Annotated in this window: 17 protein-coding genes; 2 read left to right on the forward strand and 15 right to left on the reverse strand. The window is 70.7% G+C overall.

The features are described 5' to 3' along the window. The first annotated feature begins 17 nt into the window (after positions 1-17). Positions 18-1,658 (forward strand): phytoene desaturase family protein, encoded by a 1,641-nt coding sequence (locus D581_RS0102320; protein WP_018955615.1) that lies wholly within the window; start codon positions 18-20, stop codon positions 1,656-1,658. Here D581_RS0102320 and D581_RS0102325 read toward each other — a convergent pair. The 9 genes from D581_RS0102325 to D581_RS0102365 all read right to left on the reverse strand — a co-directional run bounded on the left by D581_RS0102325 (position 1,643) and on the right by D581_RS0102365 (position 12,681). Then, positions 1,643-2,770 carry an amidinotransferase gene (locus tag D581_RS0102325; protein WP_018955616.1) on the reverse strand — a complete coding sequence of 376 codons (1,128 nt, stop codon included), beginning with the start codon at positions 2,768-2,770 and terminating at the stop codon, positions 1,643-1,645. The two genes, D581_RS0102320 and D581_RS0102325, sit on opposite strands and share 16 nt — an antisense overlap. Before the next feature lie 222 nt (positions 2,771-2,992). Continuing rightward, positions 2,993-3,931 (reverse strand): SDR family oxidoreductase, encoded by a 939-nt coding sequence (locus D581_RS0102330; RefSeq protein WP_018955617.1) that lies wholly within the window; start codon positions 3,929-3,931, stop codon positions 2,993-2,995. Positions 3,932-4,099: 168 nt separating this feature from the next. Then, complete coding sequence (locus tag D581_RS0102335; RefSeq protein WP_018955618.1) at positions 4,100-4,618, reverse strand: hypothetical protein; 519 nt, start codon at positions 4,616-4,618, stop codon at positions 4,100-4,102. After that, positions 4,615-7,110, reverse strand: a complete 2,496-nt coding sequence (locus D581_RS0102340; RefSeq protein WP_018955619.1) for a nitrate reductase — start codon at positions 7,108-7,110, stop codon at positions 4,615-4,617. Before D581_RS0102340 ends, D581_RS0102335 begins: the two co-directional genes overlap by 4 nt. Before the next feature lie 53 nt (positions 7,111-7,163). Continuing rightward, positions 7,164-7,763 (reverse strand): flavodoxin family protein, encoded by a 600-nt coding sequence (locus tag D581_RS0102345; protein ID WP_018955620.1) that lies wholly within the window; start codon positions 7,761-7,763, stop codon positions 7,164-7,166. 109 nt (positions 7,764-7,872) lie between these two features. Beyond that, positions 7,873-9,348 carry an Orn/Lys/Arg family decarboxylase gene (locus D581_RS0102350; protein WP_018955621.1) on the reverse strand — a complete coding sequence of 492 codons (1,476 nt, stop codon included), beginning with the start codon at positions 9,346-9,348 and terminating at the stop codon, positions 7,873-7,875. Positions 9,349-9,400: 52 nt separating this feature from the next. Continuing rightward, positions 9,401-10,288, reverse strand: coding sequence for an SDR family oxidoreductase (locus D581_RS0102355; protein ID WP_018955622.1), 888 nt, complete (start codon positions 10,286-10,288; stop codon positions 9,401-9,403). 117 nt (positions 10,289-10,405) lie between these two features. Then, positions 10,406-11,452: an NAD-dependent epimerase/dehydratase family protein gene (locus tag D581_RS0102360; protein ID WP_018955623.1), complete on the reverse strand. Its 1,047-nt coding sequence runs from the start codon at positions 11,450-11,452 to the stop codon at positions 10,406-10,408. A 44-nt stretch (positions 11,453-11,496) separates the two neighbouring features. Next, positions 11,497-12,681: a zinc-dependent alcohol dehydrogenase gene (locus tag D581_RS0102365; RefSeq protein ID WP_018955624.1), complete on the reverse strand. Its 1,185-nt coding sequence runs from the start codon at positions 12,679-12,681 to the stop codon at positions 11,497-11,499. A 125-nt stretch (positions 12,682-12,806) separates the two neighbouring features. Here D581_RS0102365 and D581_RS0102370 point away from each other — a divergent pair, with 125 nt between their 5' ends. After that, the gene (locus D581_RS0102370) at positions 12,807-13,343 is read left to right on the forward strand and encodes a cysteine hydrolase family protein (RefSeq protein ID WP_018955625.1); all 537 of its coding nucleotides are present in this window, start codon (positions 12,807-12,809) and stop codon (positions 13,341-13,343) included. A 68-nt stretch (positions 13,344-13,411) separates the two neighbouring features. Here the strand turns inward: D581_RS0102370 and D581_RS0102375 are convergent, their stop codons facing one another. The 6 genes from D581_RS0102375 to D581_RS0102400 form a co-directional block, all read right to left on the reverse strand. Further along, positions 13,412-13,807, reverse strand: a complete 396-nt coding sequence (locus tag D581_RS0102375) for a VOC family protein (RefSeq protein WP_018955626.1) — start codon at positions 13,805-13,807, stop codon at positions 13,412-13,414. An 81-nt stretch (positions 13,808-13,888) separates the two neighbouring features. Next, positions 13,889-14,869, reverse strand: coding sequence for a TIGR03557 family F420-dependent LLM class oxidoreductase (locus tag D581_RS0102380; RefSeq protein WP_018955627.1), 981 nt, complete (start codon positions 14,867-14,869; stop codon positions 13,889-13,891). 203 nt (positions 14,870-15,072) lie between these two features. Then, the gene (locus tag D581_RS0102385) at positions 15,073-15,741 is read right to left on the reverse strand and encodes an HAD family hydrolase (protein ID WP_018955628.1); all 669 of its coding nucleotides are present in this window, start codon (positions 15,739-15,741) and stop codon (positions 15,073-15,075) included. A gap of 22 nt (positions 15,742-15,763) precedes the next feature. Then, complete coding sequence (locus D581_RS0102390; protein ID WP_018955629.1) at positions 15,764-16,234, reverse strand: DUF5709 domain-containing protein; 471 nt, start codon at positions 16,232-16,234, stop codon at positions 15,764-15,766. A gap of 52 nt (positions 16,235-16,286) precedes the next feature. Further along, positions 16,287-16,613, reverse strand: a complete 327-nt coding sequence (locus D581_RS0102395; RefSeq protein WP_026290111.1) for a hypothetical protein — start codon at positions 16,611-16,613, stop codon at positions 16,287-16,289. Between the two features lie 524 nt (positions 16,614-17,137). After that, a complete protein-coding gene (locus tag D581_RS0102400; protein WP_018955631.1) occupies positions 17,138-18,577 on the reverse strand; it encodes an amino acid permease in 1,440 nt (479 codons plus the stop codon). Positions 18,578-18,618 lie beyond the last annotated feature (41 nt).

The following is an 18,618-nucleotide window of genomic DNA, read 5'->3' on the forward strand; positions in this document are numbered from 1 at the left end:
CGGAGGGTGACGCTCCCATGGTCGACGCAGTAGTGGTCGGCAGCGGTCCGAACGGCTTGGTCGCGGCCAATCTGCTCGCCGACGCCGGCTGGTCGGTGGAGGTGCTGGAGGCGCAGGACGAGCCGGGCGGCGCGGTCCGCAGCGACCGCGGTGTCCACCCCGAATACGTCAGCGACCTGTTCAGCTCCTTCTACCCCCTGGCCGCGGCCTCTCCGGTACTGGCCAGGCTGGACCTGCACCGGGAGGGGCTTCGCTGGAGCCACGCGCCCCAGGTGCTCGCGCACCCGCTGCTCGACGGCGCCTGCGCGGTGCTGGACCGGGACCGATCGGCGACCGCCGCCGGCCTGGACCGCTTCGCACCCGGCGACGGCGAGGGCTGGCTGGCCCTCTGCCGGATCTGGGACCGGCTGGGCGAGGACATCGTCGACGCCCTCTTCTCGCCCTTCCCCCCTGTCCGGGCCGGTACCGCTCTCGCGGCACGGCTCCGGGCGGCGGGCGGGCTGCGGCTGGCCCGGAGCCTCCTCCTCCCGGTCCGCAGGCTGGGCGAGGAGGAGTTCGCCGGGGAGGGCGGGCGGCTGCTGCTGGCGGGCAACGCCCTGCACGCCGATCTGGCGCCGGAGGCGGCGGGCAGCGGCGGCTTCGGCTGGCTGATGTCGATGCTGGGGCAGTTCCATGGTTTCCCGGTCCCCGTCGGCGGTGCGGGGGCTCTCACCGAGGCGCTGGTGCGCCGCTTGCAGCGGCGCGGAGGAAGCGTGCGGTGCGGGCAGCGGGTCACCGAGGTCGTCGTGCGGCGGGGGCGCGCCGTCGGTGTCCGTACGGCGACCGGAGAGGCGGTCCCCGCCCGCAGGGCCGTGCTGGCCGACGTGTCCGCCCCGAGCCTCTACGGGGCGTTGGTCGCCGCCGAGCACCTGCCCGGCCGGCTTCTGGGCGACATGCGACGGTTCGAGTGGGACTTCGCCACGTTCAAGGTGGACTGGGCGCTGAACGGCCCTGTTCCGTGGAGCAGCGCTGCCGCTGCCTCGGCAGGGACCGTCCACCTGGCCGACGGGGTCGACGAGCTCACCAGATGCGCGTCCCAGATCGCCCGCGGTCTGATCCCGGACCGCCCGTTCCTCCTGCTTGGGCAGATGACCACCGCCGACGCGACCCGGTCGCCGCTGGACACCGAATCAGCATGGGCCTACACCCACGTGCCCCACGCGGTGAAGGCGGACGCCGGCGCCGACGGGCTCACCGGCGGGTGGGACGCCGACGAGCGGGAGCGGATGGCCGACCGGATGGAGGACCAGGTGGAGCGCTACGCTCCCGGCTTCCGCAGCCGGATCCGGGCCCGGCGGATCCTGTCCCCGGCGTCGTTGCAGGACGCCGACGCCAATCTGCGCAACGGCGCCATCAACGGAGGTACGGCCTCGATGCACCAGCAGTTGGTGTTCCGGCCGGTGCCGGGAACGGGCCGCCCCGAGACGCCCGTGAAGGCGCTGTACCTGGCGTCCGCGTCCGCGCATCCGGGCGGCGGGGTGCACGGCGCTCCGGGCGCCAACGCCGCCCGTGCCGCCCTCCGCTCCGGACGGGGCACCACGACCGTGCTCTCCGCCGCGCAACGACTGCTGGCCCGCCGGAGCCGGACCGGTGAGGAAGCGGCCTACCGGTCGAAGTAGGACTCCAGGCTGCCACGACGACGGATGTCGAGTGTCGCGCAGTGGAAGGATCCGCCGAAGGGCGCGTAGTGCAGCAGGTCGCACGGGATGGGTTCGAATCCCCAACTCTCCAGGGCGCGCAGCATGGTGGTGTGATGCCGTTCCGCGATGACGCGCTTCTCGTCGATCATGAGGATGTTCATGCTGAGCCATTTTCCGCACAGGGAAGTGAGCCGCAGGAGCGGATCGCGAATCGGATCGGGTTGGGGCGCGATGAGAATGTCCCAGGAACTCAGGACGTCGGGCAGGCGGTCGACGTCGACGTACTCGGGGTTGATCAGGGCCTTGCCGGGGGCGAGTACCAGAAAGGTGGTGTCGATGTGCATGGGGGTGCGACATCGGCTCTCGATCTCGTGGACCCGGTAGTCCGGTCCCAGGTGGCGTCGCACCCATTCGATGCCCATGCGATTGGTGACGTTGCTCCGGGTGACGAACAGATCCCGGCCCGCACGGACGAAATCCGCCGCGTCGAACACGGGCTCGAACTCGGTCAGGAGGTAACGCATGGGTTCGCCCGGCCGGGGAGGCTGGTAGTCGGGGTCGTAGAGCGCGTCGGTGAGCTGGGGTTTCGGCGCGGCGGTCCAGCGGGCGCCCCTGCGGAAGTAGTCCTTGAGCAGTGCACGGTAGGAGTGGGTCTCGAAGTATCTGCACGGCCAGGCCATCGGGGTTTCGATGATCTCCTCCCCGATCACCAGCATGCTGTCCCGGGGGCAGGTGTTGCAGAAACCGCGCGATGACCAGTTCGGTGTGGAGAACCGCCGCCGGTGGTCGACCGCGTCGGGGCGGGTCACCGTGATGCCGAGGGACTGGAGAAGCCTGACGAACTGGTCGAGTTCCCGCTGAGCCGGCCCGATCAGGGCCTGGGGATATCTGCGTCCGGCGGTGAGCCGCTGGAACCGTGCGGCCCACGGCGGGACATTGCAGGAGACGACGGAATGCCGTGAGGGGGTGGTGGCCCTGTCGAGACGGCCGACCACGACCTCCTCGAGCGGATCCCACTCATTGTGCGAAGCGACGGGGGAACGAAGAGCCTCCGCGGCGCCGCCGGTCGGCGCTTTCGACGCGTCATTCATATACGGCCCCTGACGTCGGCAGGAGGTTCAACGGGTACAGGTTCCTTCTTCCCATCGCGCTCACCACGCTCCTCCGCGTCCTGCCGTCGGCACGGCTTCCGGGCCGGCCGAGAGATGGCCCGGTAGGCGGGTATCCCGTCGGGCCTATCCCTAACATCCCGTTCTGACCTGTCCAGGGTTCTCAAGGACTCGGGCCGTGGTCGTGGACATGGGCTGCTCGTTCTACGGGTCGGACGGGGGAGCGGAGCGGGAGGCCCGGTAGGAGTTCCAGTCGGCGCGCCCTCCGACGCCCAGGACCGTGCCGCGGGAAGACGCGGCGCCGTCGGGGTGATCCCGTAGTTCGCGGCGGGTGGTCCGGGCGACCAGGGCCGGGAACAGGGGCCGGAGGGGCTGGCACCAGCGGAGCCAGGGCGGGGCGTAGAGATGACGGCTGCGGCGGGCGATGCCTCGGGTGAGCCACTGGGCGACCTGGGCGGCGCTGTGGACGCGGCGGGCGGGGCGGGGTTGATTGCGGCGCAGTGCCGCGAGGACGGGGTCGTCGTCGATGCCGGTGAGCATGTTGGTGCCGGTCCAGTGCAGGTAGGCGATGCCGACCTGGACGCCGTCCGGTTCGACCTCGCCGCGCAGGGAGAGCGCGAACGACTCCGCTCCCGCTTTGGAGGCGCAGTACGCGCTCATCATGGGTGCGGCACCGAACGCGGCGGTGGAGGCGATCTGGAGGAAGTATCCGCGGGTGGTGGTGAGCTGGGGAAGGAAGGCGCGGGCGGTGTTGGCGGAGCCCGTGAGGTTGACGTCGATGACGCGTTGCCAGAGCTCGGCGGCGGTACGGTCGAACGGGCCGCTCACCGCGATGCCGGCGTTGGCCACGACCACGCTCGCCGGCCCGAGCTCCCTCTCCACGCGGCGTGCCGCGTCCGCCAGCGCCGTGCGGTCGGTGATGTCGCACTCGACGCACATGCTCCGGCCGGGGAGGGCCTCGGCGGCCCTCAGTAGGGTCGCCTCTTCCCGGCCGAGCAGGGCGACCTGCATGCCGGCGCCGGAGAGGCTGCGGGCGAGCGCTTCGCCGACACCGCGAGCGGCGCCGGTGACGACCGCGACCCGCCCGCGCAGAGGGTGGTCGGGCGCACTCCGAGCCCGGAGCCCGTCTGGGCTGTGGTGCATCGACTCTCCTCGCTTCCTGACGACCGCGCCGCTGTGGGCCGCGCTCCCGGCACCACCGTCACGCGCAGAGTCGGCTCACGCAACCGGGCCGGCAGCTCGGGCGACGGCGACGGGGGCCGGGGCCGGGGCCGAACACGGAGCCGCGCTCGGCGTAGCGCGGCGCGCCTGTCACTCATCCTGCGCGTCACCGGCGGTGAGAAGCTGCGGGGCCAGGTTCTTGATCATGGTGGTGGACCACTGCATCTGGCGCAGCGTCCGGGGATGGCAGAAGGAGACGACATCGTGGAGGCGGGTGTCCCTCGCCGCCTGCGCGGCCTGGCCCAGCATCACCCAGTGCAGTGAGTTTCCGGCGGCGCCCAGATGCAGTTCTCGCAGGTCTCGAAGGAGCTCCGGTACGGACTTCGGCGTTCGGCTCAAAACCTCGGCGCGGCGGCGGTCGTTCGCCGACGGCTCCGACGGCTCCGACGGCTCCAATGGGGACGGCGACGGCCCGTCGAGACGCAAGCCGTAGTGCCGACCGGTCTCGGCCAGGCGTCGGCAGTGCTCGTGCGACCAGAGAGCCAGCTCCCTGGTGACGTGGCACACCTCGTGCTCACGCGGGTGCCGTGCGGCGATGACGGTCAGCTGCTCAGCCAGGGCCTGTTCGCCCCGGTGGAGCGCGTGCATCGTGAGGGCGACGCCCTTCATCGGGTGTCTCCCGGGGTGCGGTCGACGGGAGCCCCGGGGGACTCCTGGACGTGGGCCGAGGCACCGCCGCGGGTAGCTCGGACGCCGTCGCGGCGGGTGGGCGCCGACGCGGTGTTCGTCGGTGCGGGAGCCTGTTGCCCCGTGCTCTTCTCCAGCAGCCTCACCGCCGCGGTGGCGGTCTTGAACAGTGGCTGCTTGGACACCGGGTCCCAGTCGGTGACGGTGGCCTCGTTGGCCGCCCGGCCCGGTGTCGTGCTGTCCGGTCCGGAGCCCGAGACCGTGTCCCAGTAGCCGTAGTGGAACGGTACGAAGAGCAGCCCGCGGCGGATGCCGGTGACGCGCACCCGGGCCCTGATGGCGCCGCGCGGTCCGGCGACCTCGACGAGATCGCCCTCGCCCATCCCCTGCTCAGCCGCGTCGGGGGCGGACATCTCCACCCATACGTCCGGTGCGGCGGCGTTCAGTTGGGGAGCACGTCCCGTCTTGGTGCGGGTGTGGAACTGGAAGATGGTGCGGCCGGTGGTCAGCTGGAAGGGGAACGCGTCACTCGGGGCCTCGTGCGGAGGCAGGTACGGGACGGCCTTCAGCATGGCCCGGCCCTCCGGGTTGCGGGACCGGTACGCGGTCTCCGACGTGGAGGCACCGGTGACGAGGTCCTTGCCGTACGTCTCGCACACGTCCGGGTGGGCCCACGCGACACCGTCCGTGTAGAGGCGATCGGTGCCCTCGGGCGCCCGATCGTCGCACGGCCACTGGATACCGCTGCCTCCGCGCAGCCTGTCGTAGGTGAGCGCGGTGTAGTCGCAGGGCCGCCCCGCGCTGCAGCGCTTCCACGCCTCGAAGGCGGTTTCCGGGTCGTGCCAGGTGATCAGGGGAGCGCCGTCCTTGTCCCGGAAATCCATCCGCCGGGCGTAGTCGAGGAAGATCTCCAGGTCGGGCCTGGCCTCCCCGGGTGGCTCCACAGCCTTGTCGGACAGGTGCACGGTGCGGTCGGCGTTGGTGAACGTCCCCGTCTTCTCGCCCCAGGTCGCGGCCGGAAGCACGACATCGGCCAGTTGCGCGGTCTCGGTGAGGAAGAGGTCCTGCACCACGACCAGCAGCCGGTCCTGGGAGAGGATCGAACGAACGCGTGACAGTTCGGGCAGGGAGACCGCGGGGTTCGTGCCGCTGATCCACAGCATGCGGATCGAGCCCTGCTCGGCGTAGCGGAACATCTGCATGGCGTGCGTGGGCGGTGCGTAGTGCGGAATGGTCCCGGGATCGACGTTCCACACCCTCGCCAGGTCGGCCACGTGCTCGTCGTTCTGCCAGTTCCGGAAGCCCGGAAGGTCGCCGTCGGCGCCGCACTCGCGGGTGTTCTGCGCCGTCGGCTGCCCGTTCATCTGCAGGACGCCCGCACCCGGCCGACCGAGCATGCCGCGGATCAGGTGGATGTTGTTGATCTGGACGGCGGCGCCGGTGGCCTGGTGGGACTGGTAGACGCCCTGGAGCACGGTGGACAGGAGCCGGTCGGCGGTGCCGAGTAGTTCCGCCGCCTCCCGGATCTTCGCTGCGGGGACGTCGCAGACGTCGGCCGCCCACTCGGGGGTGCATGGCTCGACCTCCTCCGACAACTCCGCGAAGCCGACCGTGTGCGCCTCGATGTAGCCGGGGTCGACGCGGTCGGTACGGATGATCTCGTGCAACAAGGCGTTGAGCAGCGCCACGTTCGTCCCGCCGCGCGGAGCGAGATGGACGGCCGCACGTCGTGCGACGGCTGTCGGGCGTGGATCGATACAGATGAGCCGCGGAGGATCGGTGCCGTCGAGCCGGTCGAGGATGCGCATCCACTGCACGGGTTGCGTCTCCGCGAGGTTGTGACCGTACAACGCGATGACGTCGGCGTGGTCGATGTCGTCGTAACTGCCGGGCTGGCCGTCGCAGCCGAAGGACTCCTTGAGGGCCTCGGCCGCCGTCGAGGTGCACAGGCGGGTGTTGCCGTCCAGATGGTTGGTGCCGATGCCGGCCCGGGCCAGAACCGCGAGCGTGTAGTACTCCTCCAGGAACAGCTGGCCGGACGTGTAGAAGCCGACCGATCCCGGACCGCGCTTTTCGAGGAGCCCGCGCGAGCGCGAGACGATCACCTCCATCGCGGTGTCCCAGTCGCACTCGGTCAACCGTCCGCCGCGGCGAACGAGCGGCCTGGTCAGCCGGGAGCGTGAGGCGTTGGCCTGCCAGCCGAACAGATCCTTGGGGCCGAGCCGACCGCGGTTGACCCGGTCCGAGGCCCTGCCCCGTACGCCGACCATCGAACCGTCCCTGACGGCGACGTCCATGGCGTCACCGTCGGAGTGCAGGATCGAAGCGGTCTGCACCCACCGCTCGACGTCCGAGGACCTCACCCCCTCGGCCAGGAACGTGTCGACCCTCGTCGGCCAGGTCTCGTGCCGCCCGTACGGCGTGCGCGTCCCCCACGGCTCAGCGATCCGGTCCACCGGCATGTGCACCACCATCCCCTTGATGTTCCTGGCGTTCCCGACGACCTCGTCCTCGCCGCGAGCGCGGATCAGGCTGCCGGGTAGGGGCTGCCGGTGAGCCGCCGGGCCAGGTGGACGGCGTTGGCCGCGAGGGCCTTGGTGGTGGAGGCCACGGCTTCGGGGGTTTCGTCCAGGTCCTGGTAGTCGGTGCCGTGCATGGCTTCGCCGACCCAGTACGTCACGGCGCCGGGGGCGAGCGAGAAGCCGACGTCGTTGAGTCCCTGGAACACGTCGGCGCTCACCTTGTGCGCGCCGTCCTCGTTGCCGACGACGGCCACGGCGGCGACCTTGCCGTACGTGTGCGGGCGGCCCTGGTCGTCGGTCTCTGAGGACTCGGCGTTGAGGCGCTCCAGGACCAGCTGGCAGACGCTGGAGGGGTGCCCGAGCCAGATGGGGGTGGCGATGAGGAGGATGTCGGCGGCCAGGACCTTCTCCCGCAGCGCCGGCCAGGCGTCGCCGTCGCCCAGGTCCACCCCGATCCCCGGACGGACGTCGTGGTCGGCGACCCGGACGACCTCTCCCTGGACGTCATGGTGCGCGAACCGGGCCATGACCTGCTCGGCGAGGTACTGGCTGCTGGAGGGGGCGGGTGAGGCGTTCAGGGTGCAGACGAGGGCGAGAGCACGCATGGCGGGGGCTTCTCCTTGATCTGAAGGGGCGGGCCGGAGGCTGGGTCCCTCACGGGTGTTCCCGGGTACGGGCGCGTCGGTCGGGCCCGGAGCTGATCGGGCCTGGTTCTCAGGGGTCCTCGGTGCGGACGCGGATGGTCTGAAGGGTGGGGTCGGCGGGGTCGGGAACGTTCATGCCTGCCTCGACTCCGGAGCGCAGGTAGCGGACGAGGGGTTCGGTGATCCGCTCGCCGGGCAGCACGGCCGGAATGCCGGGAGGGTAGGGCGTGAGCATCTCGGCGGCGACGCGGCCCACGGCTTCCGACGCCGGGACGTCCTGCGTCCGGGCGAAGTAGGCGTCACGCGGCAGACACACCTGGTCGGGACGGAGTTCGGCGGGCGTGGGCACACACACCTCCGGAGCGGGGCGGAGCGTGTGCGCGTGGCGGGCCAGGTCGCGCAGGGCCGTCAGCAGCCGGTCGGCGGTGTCCTTGTCGTCGGCGTGGGTGAACTGGGCGCTGATCCGGCGGTGGTCCACGAGGTGCATGTCGATGCGGTGGTGCTCGCGCAGCCAGTCGGCGGCCCGGTAGCCGGTGGTGCCCATGGCCTCGATGTCGATGATCACGGGCAGTGGGTCGAATTCCGCCGCCGCGCCGGGTCCGCAGAAGTCGTCCGGCCCGTTGACGTGCATTCCCTCGATCTCCTCGATGCGGCGGCGCACCGTCGCCACGAGGTCGAGCGCTCGGGAGAGCAGTCCGTGGCCGTTCAGGACCATCTGCCGGCGCCAGCCGTCGATCCCGGCGTAGAGCAGTACGGAGGGGCTGGTCGTGCCGAGGAGGTCGGCCCGTGAGGCGAGGGTGTCGTGGTCCACCAGGTCGCCCTGGAGGTGGAAGACGGAGCCTTGTTCGAGGCCGCTGCCCATCTTGTGGATGCTGGTGACGCAGACGTCGGCGCCGGCGTCCATGGCCCAGGACGGCAGGTCGGGGTGGAACGGCAGGTGGGCTCCCCAGGCTTCGTCGACGATCAGCGGCTTGGCGCGCCGGTGGCAGACGTCGGCCATGGCGCGCAGGTCGGCCGCAGTGCCGTACGGGGTGGGGCTGGTGATCAGGGCGCCGCGTGCGTCCGGGTTCCGGGTGAAGGCCTCCTCCAGGGTGGCGGGGGAGGGCGGGTGTGCGAGATGCCGCTCCTTGTCCCACTGGGGTTCCAGCCAGACGGGCTCGATGCCGCAGAGGATGAGGCCGGCGATGACGGACTTGTGGGCGTCCCTGCCGACCAGCAGCTTCTGGTGGGGTGCGGCGACGCTGAGCATGGCGGCCTTGACCGAGAGGGAGCTGCCACAGGTGGAGAAGAAGGTGTGCTCCGCGTGGACGGCGTCGGCCATGAGGTCTTCGGCCCGTTGCAGTACGGAGGACTTCTCCCGGCGGTCGTCCAGCCCTCCGGTGGCGAGGACGTCGCCGAAGAACATCGCGTCGCCCAGCAGGGCCCGCACGGCTGGGGGAGCGCCTCGGGCCTGCTTGTGACCGGGCGGGGAGAAGCCCAGCTCGCCCCTGTCACGATAGGCGGTCAGAGCGTCGAGAACCGGCGTTTCGTGATGGTTCATGGTCATACGACACGCCTTCCCGGCCGACGCGCGGTCAAATCAGCCACCCCTCCCCGGATCAGGGGAGCGGTGTACCGCCGGTGGCGTTCATGATCTCGCCGGTGATGAACGAGGCATTGGCCGACGCCAGGAAGACGTAGGCGGGCGCCATTTCCGCAGGCTGCGCGGGCCGGCCCAGCGGGCTCTGCTTCCCGAACTCGGTGGTGTCGGGCAGCGTGGCCGGGATGAGGGGCGTCCAGACGGGGCCAGGCGCCACGGCGTTGACGCGGATGCCGTCGGAGGCCAGCATCTGGGCCAGGCCCTGCGTGAAGGTGACGATCGCGCCCTTGGTCATCGCGTAGTCGAGGAGATGGGGGCTCGGCTTGTACGCCTGCACCGAGGTGGTGTTGATGATCGATCCCCCTGCCGGAATGTGTGGCAGGGCGCTCTTGCACAGCCAGAACATGCCGTAGAGGTTGGTGCGCAGCACGCGGTCGAACTGTTCGGTCGAGATCGCGGAGATACCGTCGGGCTGCGACATCTGATACGCCGCGTTGTTGACCAGGACATCGATGCGGCCGAACTCGGACACCGCGCGCTCGACGAGCGAGCGGCACTGCTTCTCGTCCCGGATGTCACAGACGACGGGCACCGCCCTGCGGCCCGCCTGCTCCACCAGGTGAACGGTCTCCCGAGCCTCCTGCTCCTCCTCGGGAAGGTGGGTCAGCAGGACGTCAGCGCCCTCGCGTGCGAAGGCCAGCGCCACCGCACGGCCGATCCCGGAATCGCCCCCGGTGATCACGGTCTTCCGGCCGTCGAGCAGGCCGGAGCCCCGGTAGGACTCCTCGCCGTGGTCGGGCGGCGGGTCCATCGGGCCGGTCCAGCCGGGAGGTGCCTGGTCCTGCTGGGGGAAGTCGGGGCGGGGATGGAGCGTTTGGGGGTCCTGCGGCTGTTCACTGCTCGCCATGATGGTCCTTCCTACGTCGTCCGTCGTCGCAGAAGCCCAGTACACCGGAGGCGCCCGGAGCCCGCGGGCTCTGAGGGCCGGCCCGCTGGAGCTCTGCCGACGGCACGGCCGGTTGGCTCAGCCGGTCTTCCGGCCTGCCAGCGGTGCGGTGTCCTCGCCCGCTCCGGTGCGTACGCCGCGCAGAAAAGCGCTCAGCGCGTCTTCCGCCGTACGGGTGGGCTGCCAGCCCAGCACTTCGTGCGCCCTGGTGGAGTCCAGTACGGGCAGTCGCAGCACCGCGTCGAACAGGTGCGGGGAGGCCGGTACGGCACGGGCCCGCCAGGCGGCCGAGAGCGCGGTGCGCACCAGGGCCCTGGGGATCCGCACGATCCGGGCGTCGAACAGGTCCGCCAGCGTGCGGGCGTCGATGACCGGGTCCGCCGCCAGGTTGAAGGGGCCCCGCACATCGCGGAGCACGGCCAGCCGGTAGGCGTCGGCGGCATCGGCGGTGTGAAGGACCTGGAAACGCAGCCCGTCCAGGTCGGGTACGAAGGGCAGCAGATCGGGCCGCAGCAGGGGGCCGGGGGCGTAGCGGCCCGCGAAGATCCGCCGCTGCTCGGGGGCGGCGGTCTCCTTGAAGAGGAACCCGGGCCGCATCCGGACCACCCGGATCTGCGGGTGGCGCAGCTCGAAGGTGTCGAGGACACGTTCCAGGTAGGCCTTCTCCCGGCAGTAGGCCGCATCCGGCCAGCCGTCCGTGGGCCACTGCTCGTCGACGCCGGGTTCGTCCTTGGGGCCCGGGGAGTAAGCGCCGACGGACGAGGCGTGCACCAGGGCGGGGATCCCGCCGCGTGCCACGGCGTCGAAGACGCGCCGGGAGCCCAGCACGTTGCTCCGCCACGTCACCACAGGATCGTGGGTGGGCTGGAAACGCCACGCGAGGTGGACGACGGCGTAGGCACCGTGCAGCAGACCCGCGAGCCGGTCCTCGCTGTCGGCCCGGGACAGATCGATGGTGTCCCACTCCACCTTCGTGATCTCGAGCGCGGGCTTTCTGCGGGCCAGCCCGAGGACGGATCCGATGTCCGGTTCCGCGGCGAGCGCGCGGACCACGCTGGTTCCCACGTTGCCGGTGGCGCCCGTGACCACCACGCGCTTGCCGGGATGCCGGCTGCTGTTCTCCATGCCCGGGTCTCCTTCCTGGCAGCGGCCCGGTCCCCGTCTCCGGATCAGGGGATGAGCAGGGTCTTGATCATGCCGTCGGCCTTCTCCCGGAACGTGTCGTACGCCTGGGGCCCCTCTTCGAGGGGGAGGTGGTGGGTGGCGAAGGAGTCCACGCCCAGCGGGTCGTCGTCGGTGAGCAGGGGCACCAGGTCGTCGACCCAGCGCTTGACGTTGGCCTGGCCCATGCGGAGCTGGATCTGCTTGTCGAACATGGTGAGCATCGGCATCGGGTCGGCGGAGCCGCCGTACACCCCCGAGACGGAGATCGTGCCGCCCCGGCGCACCAGGTCGACCGCCATGTGCAGTGCGGCGAGGCGGTCGATGCCCGCCGTCTCCATCATGCGCTGCGCGAGGGTGTCGGGGAGCAGCCCGACCGCTGTGTGTGCCGCCTTGGCCACGGGGGAGCCGTGGGCCTCCATGCCGACCGCGTCGATCACCGCGTCCGTGCCGCGCCCGTCCGTGAGGTCGCGGACGGCGTCACCGAGGTTCTTGCCGTAGCGACGCAGGTCGAGGCAGGTGGCGCCGTACCTGCTTGCCCGGTCGAGCCGTTCGGGGACCAGGTCCACGCCGATGACGAGATCGGCGCCCCGGTGGCGGGCGATCCGGGCGGCCATGGCGCCGATCGGGCCGAGGCCCAGGACGGTGACGCTGCCGCCGGGCGGGATGTCCGCGTACTCCACTGCCTGCCAGGCGGTCGGCAGGACGTCCGAAAGATAGACGAACCGGTCGTCCGACGGGCCGTGCGGGACCTTGATGGGCAGGTCGTTGCCGAAGGGCACCCGCAGGTACTCGGCCTGGCCCCCGGGCACCTGCCCGTAGAGCTTGGTGTACCCGAACAGGGCGGCGCCCATGCCGCGCTCGCGCACCTGCGTCGTCTCGCACTGCGAGTGGAGCCCCTGCCCGCACATGTAGCAGTGACCGCAGGACACGTTGAAGGGGATCACGACCCGGTCCCCCGGAGCGACGGCGGTCACCTCGCGGCCGACCTCCTCCACCACCCCCATCGGTTCGTGGCCCAGGATGTCGCCCGGGTCGAGGTAGGGCCCGAGAACCTCGCCCAGGTGAAGGTCGGATCCGCAGATCCCGGTCGACGTGATCTTGACGATGACGTCCGTCGGCTCCTGGATCCGTGGGTCCGGGACCGTCTCCACCCGGACGTCCCGCTTTCCCTGGTAGGTCAGTGCGCGCACGGGTCCGCTCCTTCCGTCGCCGGTATTCAGTGGGCCGGTGTGCCGGGTTCCCACCCGGCCGACCGTGAAACACCCAGGCAGGTCGTGGGCCGGAACACGCGTGGCCCTTTTGCGATGATGCATGGATGAGGAACAACGCGCTCATCGTGGTCGACATGATCAATACGTACGATCATGCCGATGCCGACCTGCTCGTTCCATCCGTCCGCAGCGCACTGCCCCACATCGCGCGGCTCATCGCCCGCGCCCGCTCGGAGCGTGTACCGGTCATTTATGTGAACGACAATTTCGGAGAATGGCGGTCCCACCACGGAGAGATCGTCGAGAAGACGCTCGCGGGAAAGAACGCGGAGCTGGTCGAACCCGTCCTGCCGGACGATGAGTCCCTCTTCGTCGTCAAGGCCCGGCACTCGATCTTCTACGAGACGCCGCTCAGCTATCTGCTCTCCCAACTGGGCGCCGACCACCTTGTGCTCTGCGGGCAGGTCACCGAACAGTGCGTGCTGTATTCAGCCCTCGACGCCCACATCCGGCAGCTGCACGTCACCGTCCCGAGGGACGCCGTGGCACACATCCACAGCGACCTCGCCGACGCGGCTCTGCGCATGATGGAACGCAACATGGGAGCCCGGGTCACCTCCACGGACGACGTCACCTTCTGACACCGGTACTCGAAGGCGCTGCGGTGCCGTCCCGCCCGCAGCGTGCCGGCCGTCCCGAACCTCGGAGTTCAATCGAGGTAGTGGGCGCGCCCCTGGTCATCGAGGCCGACGGAACCGGGGCCCTCGGGGATGACGCAGAACTCGTTGCCCTCGGGGTCGGCCATCACCAGGAAACCGCCGTCGGCGTACTCCTCCAGGCGTCGTCCTCCGAGCGCCTCGACCCGCCGCTGCTCGGCTGCCGGATCGGGGGAGGAGATGTCGACGTGCATGCGGTTCTTCCCGGGCCTGGGCTCACCGGCCTGTTGGAAGCCCAGGCCCAGCCCGTTCTCCCGCCGCAGCCAGACATAGGGGCCGGTACGGTCCACGATCGGACGGCCGAGCAGCTCGGACCAGAACGCGGCGAGCCGCTCGGGGCTGTCAGCGTCGATGACGAGGGTGTGGATCCGCGGAGGTGCCTCTGTCATGCTCGCTCCTTTGTCACCGGGCGGCCTCGTGTCATACCTGCGGGCGCCGCCTCGGACAACGACCCGCCCGGGGGCCGGCTTTCAGGTTCGCGCGCTGCCCGGCTCGAGCTGTCGGATGCGCGCGTCGAGCTCACGCCGGTAGAAGTCGATGAAGCCGTCGGGGTCGGGGCCCGCGTTCTGCATGACCAGCCTGTCGAAACCCGCGTCGACGTAGCTCTGGGCGACCTCGATGTAGCGTTGGGGATCCGCTCCGCAGGCGAACTTCTCCAGAATGTCCTCCTCGCGCACGGTGGTGGTCGCGGCATCGAAATTGACCGGATTGGGCAGCTCGCTCATCACCTTCCACCCGGTCAGCGCCCACCGCGACGTCTCCAGGGCGGCGCGCGCGGCGGTGTGCGCGTCGGGCGCCCAGGCCATCGGAACCTCGCCGTAGCACGGGCCGGTTCCGCCGGCGTCACGGTAATGCCGGACGATGCTCGGCTTGTCCTCCGTGGCGAACAGGCCGTCGCCCAGCTCGGCGGCGATGCGCGTCGACAGGTGACCGCTGGCGGCCACGGCGATCAGAGGCAGTTCGTCGGGGAGGTCGAAGACCCGGGCGTCCTGCAGCCGCAGGTGCTTTCCCTCGTAGGACCGGTACCCCCCGCTCCAGAGCAGCCGGATGATCTCCAGGGCTTCCGTGAGCATCTCGTGCCGGGGGTGGACCGCGTCGGGGAATCCGGGACCGACGACGTGTTCGTTGAGCCGCTCCCCCGAGCCGACACCCAGGACGAAGCGGCCTTCCGAGAGCAGGGCGAGTGTCGCGGCCGCCTGAGCGATGACGGCGGGGTGGTAGCGCACGGTGGGGCAGGTGACCCCGGTCGCCAGACCGATCCGCGACGTCTTCGCCGCGATGCTTCCCAGCACCGTCCAGGCGAACGGTGAGTGTCCCTGGTTGTCGAGCCAGGGGTGGTAATGGTCGCTGATCTCGACGAAGTCGAATCCCGCCTCCTCGGCGAGCACGGCCTGCCTGACCAGCTCCGCCGGGCCGAACGCCTCCGCCGCCAGCTTGTATCCCACCTGCATGTGATCCTCGTTCCGCACGCGTCGTGGCTGCATCTTCCGCACAGGGGTACCCCCTGTTCTCCGTACATAACGGTCAAAGGCGTGGACAGCGCGGGACGACACGGCCGGGACCTGGCCCGCCCGGGTGATGCTCGGCGGCAGCCGTGCGAGGCCGGCATGTCCAGCCCGCACGGCCACCCGACGGGAGGTTCGGGGTCCGCGCGTCAGTCGGAGCCCGGCCCGAACGGGCTGTCGTCGAGGCGGTCGAGCAGATCGGCGACATCCTGGTAGACCGCTTCCGCTCCTGCCCGCTCCAGGTCCGCGCGAGGGATGCCGCCCGACAGGAGAGCCACCGCGGTCACCCCGGCCCGGGCCGCCGCCTCCATGTCCCACACCGTGTCGCCCACGAACACCGCCTGCCCCGCACTGACTCCGGCCAGCCGGCACGCCAGCTCCACGGGCTCCGGGGACGGCTTTCCCCGGTCGACGTCGTCCGAGCTCGCCGTGGCCCGGACAGCCTCGTCCGCATCCACCGCCCGCCGCAGAGCCGCGAGCTCCGTCCCGCTCGCCGAAGTGGCGAGGACAACCCGCCAACCGCGGCCTGCCAAGGTGCGCAGCAGGTCGCCCGCGTGCCGGAAGGCGGGGAGGCGGTCGAAATACGTCGCGTAGAGCACCGTGTGTGCGGAGCTGATGGCCGCGTCCTGCCCCGCGTCACGGTCGGGCCCCAGCAGCCGCTCGATCAGATCACCGGAGCCGAGGCCGACCGCCCGGTGGATCTCCGGCATCGGCACGGTGTGCCCGGCCTGCCGGAAGGCCTCCCACCAGGCCACCACGTGGAGGTGATTGGTATCGGTGAGCGTGCCGTCCACATCGAAGATCGCCGCGCCAGTCATGGTCTCCCGCTTTCACCGGCCGTCAGGCCTCGCGCCCCTGGATGTCCTCGCCCGCGACATGGACGGCCGCCTCCTCCGCCGACGCCGCGCCACCGTCGATGCCCACGTCCTCGGCGAAGACGTCGTTCTCCCGCCCGGCCGCGTCGTCCGCCGCGCTGAGCCGGCCTGCCCGGGGCTCGCGCTCGGCCCGTTCCAGGGGCTCGCCCTCACCCTCGGCGAGGTCGCCGATGCCGTCCCCGTCGGGCGGTTCCACGTCGTCGGTCTCCTGGGCGAGCCGCTGGTCCAGGGATTCACCGTGGCGCACCTCGGCCCCGGTCGTGCCGAACCTGTTCACGGCCAAGGGGCGGTCGGGTGGGGAGTAACCCTCTTCCATCCGATCGTCCAGGTCCCGTTCGTCGAGCGTGTTCTCCAGGTCGAGCTCGTCGTTCGGCGGATCGCCGCCATCGTCGTCCTGGGGCTGGTACACGTCGTCGCCGCGTGCGTCTGCGGGCATGTCCTGTTCCCTCCGTCGTGCGGCGGCCGGCTCCGGACCGCCGGTGGGTGCGTCAGCGTCCGAGGGCCTTGCGGAGCTGCTCCTTGTTCATGGAGGAGCGCCCGTCGACGTTCTTCTTCCTGGCCTCCGCGTAGAGCTGGTCCTTGGTGGGCCCCTGCGCGCCCTTGTGGGAACGTTCGCCGCCGCGTTCGTAGGCGGACTTCCTGTCCTGCGTCGACGTCTTGCTCGCCGTCTTCGACTCGCCCGACCGGGCGCGCTCCTTGTTGACGGTCCGGGCCGCGATCTCCTTCGCGCGGCTCTTCGACGCGCCCTGCTCCTCCTGGCTCTCCTTGATGTGCTCGTACTGCCGCTCACGCTTCTTGCTGGATCCAGCCGGCATGGCGTACTCCTCCACTTCCGTCCCGGGGGCGTCGGGACATCGCGTTTCCGGTACGGATCCCACTAAACAACGCACACCGCGACAGCGCCCCCGGAGACAGGAGCAGGAGTGGCGCCCCCGAAGCCGATGGGGACACCGGCCCGAACGCGGGTGCGACCGCGACTCCGGTTGAACCGAAGTGGTGCTCGAGCCGAGCTCGGTGATACCGAGGGCGAAGTCCGCGTTGCCCACCCCGTGGCCGGCCAGGCCCACCGTGACCACGCCCGCTCCCTCCAGCCAATGCGCCATTCCTTGGGCGCGACGCGCGGCCGGGCTGGTGCCGTCCACGATCGACCAGCTGGTCGAGCTGGTGCTGGACCGCTACTTCGCGGGACCGGGGAAGGCCACTTCCCAGGCCCTCCGCGTGGGCTCCATCCGGCCGCGTTATCGGCCCGGACGTCCTGCGGGGCGCCGCCGGGGAACAGCGACGCCCTGCGAGGTGCGAGACGTGAACCGTGCAGCTGGTGGTGCCCCTTGGGCGGGCCCTACTTCTGCCGTGTCCGGCGCAAGGTGAGCAGGCCGTGGCAAGCGAAGAGCACCGCGGTGAAGGCCAGGCCGATACCGGCGGCCTGGCGCATGTCGGGGACCTCCACCGCCGTGGCGGCGACGGCCAGCACTCCGACCACGGCCACGACCGCCAGCTTCCCACCGCCCGGAACGCTGAATCCGGTGAACTCCTCGGGGTTCGCCTTGCGGTGGCGTCGGAAGGCGATGTACGAGGCGACGATCAGCAGCCACACCAGGAGGACGGCGAAGATGGCGATCGACATCATGATGTTGAAGAGGCCGCTGACGTCGTAGAAGGCCAGCAAGGCGGCGACGGCGATACCCAGGGAGGAGACGGCCAAGGCGATCGCGGGGACGCCGCGCTTGCTCAGCTTGGCCGTCGGCGCCGGGGCCAGGCCGTCGTCTCCGAGCGAGTGCAGCAGCCGGGACGCGCCGTACAGGTGGGCGTTGGCGGCCGACATGGCCGCGATGAGAACGACCGCGTTGGTGAGGGTCGCCGCGGCCGGCACGCCGACCTCGGAGAAGACCCGCACGAAGGGGCTCGCCTCGACGCTCCCGTCACCCTCCGCCAGCTTGCGCCACGGGATCAGGGCGAGGACCAGGGTGATGGCGAGAAGGTAGAAGAAGCTCAGCCGCCAGGCCAGCTGGCGCATCGCGGTACGGATGGTCCGCTGCGGGTCGACCGCTTCCGCGGAGGCGATGGCGACGACCTCGAACCCGGCGTACGCGAACATCACCACGGACATGGCCAGCCAGATGGATTCCAGGCCGTGCGGCATGAAGCCACCGTCGTCGGAGAGGTTGGCGAAGCCGGAAGCCTCCGTGTCGGGCAGACCGAAGAAGACCAGCAGTGCGGCGCAGAGGATGAACACGCAGAGCGCGACCACCTTGATGCTGGAGAGCCAGAACTCCGTGGTGCCGAAGGACTTCACACTGATGATGTTGACCGCGAGGACGATCGCGGCGATCACCAGGATCGCCGCCGACATCGGCACCTCGGGCCACCACCAGCGGATGTAGAGCGCGGAAGCGACGACCTCCGTCCCGATGACGACGACGGCGCTGAACCAGTACAGGTACCGGCTGAGGAACCCGGCCCACGGGCCGAGGTAGCGGTGCGCGATGGTGCCGAAGGAACCCTGCACCGGGTGGGCGGCGGACATCTCGCCGAGCAGGACGGCGATGATGGCGACCAGGACCGCGCCGATCGCATACGCGACGATCACGGCGGGGCCGGCCACGGATATCGCGGTGCTGGAGCCGAGGAAGAGTCCGGTGCCGAGCGCGGAGCCCAGCCCGATCATGGTGGTCTGCCGGTGGGTGAGGGAGCGGACCAGCCCTCCACCGGCGGCCGACGGTCTGGCGCCGTCGGCTTCGGAGGACGGGGCGAGCGGTGCGGAGTCGCTGGGTGCGGCCATGGCGGTGGGCCCTTCTGGAAGGTGATGAGGGTGGGAGAGGG

Source organism: Streptomyces sp. CNB091, from assembly GCF_000377965.1.